The sequence below is a fragment of the Lentzea indica genome (assembly GCF_012184385.1).
GTDB lineage: Bacteria > Actinomycetota > Actinomycetes > Mycobacteriales > Pseudonocardiaceae > Lentzea > Lentzea indica.
This window is the reverse complement of the sequence record NZ_VSRL01000532.1, coordinates 1-1588: the sequence shown is the minus strand read 5'-3', so window position 1 is coordinate 1588 and position 1588 is coordinate 1. Positions and strand designations below refer to the sequence as shown.

Below are 1588 nucleotides of genomic sequence, written 5' to 3'. Positions count from 1 at the left end.
CTTGGCGGCGCGCGGGCCGAGCATCCACGGGTGCGCGAAGTACTCGACGCCCGGAATTCCCATGCGCACCACGGGATCGGCGAAGAACGCATCCTCGTACCGGAAGACGGCGGGGACCGGTGACCGGCCCCCGGTCGGCCAGCCCATTTCCTTGGCCAGCTTCGTGACGTGCTTCAGATACGCACCGCTGTCGACGTAGCCGGTGTGGCGGGGTGAGGCGACGAACTTCAGGCCCGCGCTCAGGTCGGGCCGGTCGTCGCGGATCATGCCCGCGAACCGGTCGGCGCTGGCGAGCCCGCGCTGTCCGTCGTGGACGAACGCGGCGATCAGCTGCGCCTGCAGGTCGAACAGCCGGTACGCGCCCGAGTTCGTCTCGATGAACCCGACGCCGCACAAGCCGCGGTGCTCGCGCGAGAACACCGACAGGTACAGGTCCGGGTGCTGCTCGTCGCCGAAGTACCGCTGCGCCACCGGAACCGCGTGGCGGTAGCCCGTCGCGAGCAGGATCAGGTCGAAGTCGTCCGAGGTGCCGTCGGAGAAGTGCACGGTCGTGCCGTCGGTGTGGGCGATGCCGGGTTTGGCGGTGATGTCACCGTGCCGCAGGTGATGGATCAGCACCGAGTTGATGACCGGGTGCGTCTCGAACAGCCGGTGGTCCGGCGCGGGCAGACCCAGCCGGGTGGGGTCGCCCTCGATGATCTTCAGCAGTGCGCCGAAGACCTTCTGCTCCAACCACATCGGCATCTTCCGCCCGCCGCTGGACAGCGTGTCGACGGGGCGGCCGAACACGTGCTTGGGGATGAACCAGTAGCCGCGGCGCATGCTGATCGCCGCGTGGTCGGCCGCCCGTGCCGCGTCGCAGGCGATGTCGGCCCCGGAGTTGCCCGCCCCGACGACGAGCACGCGCCTGCCGCGAAGTTCGGTCGCGTCGCGGTAGCCGTTCGCGTGCCGGACCTCGCCGGTGAAGTTCCCCGGCAGCTCGGGGATGTTCGGGTGCCACTGGGAACCGGTGCACACCACCACCTGCGCGTGCACGGTGCTACGTCCGTCGGCCCTGGTGACAGTCCAGGTGCCGTCGGAGTTCTTGTCGACGTCACGGACCTCGGTACCGAACTCGATGCGGTCCGTCAGCCCGTACGCGTCGGCAAAGGACCTCAGGTAGCTCAGCACCTGGCGGTGCGACGGGTAGTCGGGGTAGTGGTCCGGCATCGGCCAGCCGCCGAAGCCCGACAGGGTCTTGCTGGAGATGAAGTGGGCGGAGGAGTACATCGGGCTGCCGGGGTTGTCCATGTCCCAGATGCCGCCGGGCGCGGTGTGCCGCTCGACGTGCGTGTACGGGAGGTCCCGTTCCGCCAGAGCGCGGGCCACCGCGAGCCCGGCGGGGCCCGCTCCGATCACGCACGTGTCGTGTTGGATGTCTGCCACGAACCCGCCCTTCTGCTCCGCTGTCCGGTCGTCTCTGCGATCGAACGTATTGGTCTGGTGTTCACCTGGGACTGGCCTCACCGGCCTGGAAGGGGACCGCAGCGGCCGACCGGCTGTCCGCCGCCGTCGTCATGCGGAGCAGCGGCACGGAGGCGGCGACCAT

The 1588-nt window shown here is 69.5% G+C and carries 1 protein-coding gene; it reads right to left on the bottom strand.

Going from position 1 to position 1588, the window contains the following annotated elements; all coding sequences use genetic code 11:
• Positions 1-1425: flavin-containing monooxygenase (locus tag FXN61_RS49355; RefSeq protein ID WP_223165923.1), on the bottom strand; the 1425-nt coding region annotated here is incomplete at its 3' end.
• Between the last annotated feature and the right edge of the window lie 163 nt (positions 1426-1588).